At 40.3% G+C, this 687-nt stretch carries 1 pseudogene; it reads right to left on the bottom strand.

The annotated features are described in order from the left end of the window. Positions 1-385 precede the first annotated feature (385 nt). Positions 386-687: pseudogene (locus KIV40_RS32880) on the bottom strand (methyl-accepting chemotaxis protein); the annotation flags it as partial.

Below are 687 nucleotides of genomic sequence, written 5' to 3' on the forward strand. Positions count from 1 at the left end.
TTTCATATTCTTGTCCAATTCTATGATTGTTATATGCTTTTCTTTGATTTGAGCGTTCAAAGAAGTGACATTGTCGACTTAGCAGCACAAAAGTTGCGTGCTTCGTCCTGTTCACGTGGGACAAGATAATGAAATGTTATTGTTTGGTATATCTAGTAATATTTAAACCATCGTTAAGTTAAATTGAACGTCGAGCCGAAAGAGAATTTAAGAGGAAATGGCGAGTGAACTAGGTGGGTATCTTTATTCAGTGGGGATACTGTTATGAACAAAACTCAGAGCCAAAGCTCCAAGAAGAAACACCTTTATCTCTTTGTCTCAAAGTAACTGAGCGGCGAGATAAAGGCGTTTTGGTTTTCTATTGCAAAAATGAGTAACCAGAAGGCTAGTACTTAAACTGAGCCACAATCTTATCGAGTTTTAGGCTCACATTAGAGACCTGCTCACTGCAACGCACTGAACCTGAGACCACTTCATGAGTATCAACGGACAGCTGCGCGATTTCTGTAATATTACGGTCGATCTCAGCAGAGACCACCGATTGCTCCTCAGATGCAGTTGCTATTTGACTGTTCAAATCAAACATCTCTCCAACTTGAAGGTGAATGCCTTCAATTGCTTTAACCACACCTTTAGTTTGACGCTTAACATGCTCCGTTTGATCTAAGCTCTCAGACATCTTGGCAT

It is taken from the genome of Vibrio sp. D173a (assembly GCF_030248475.1).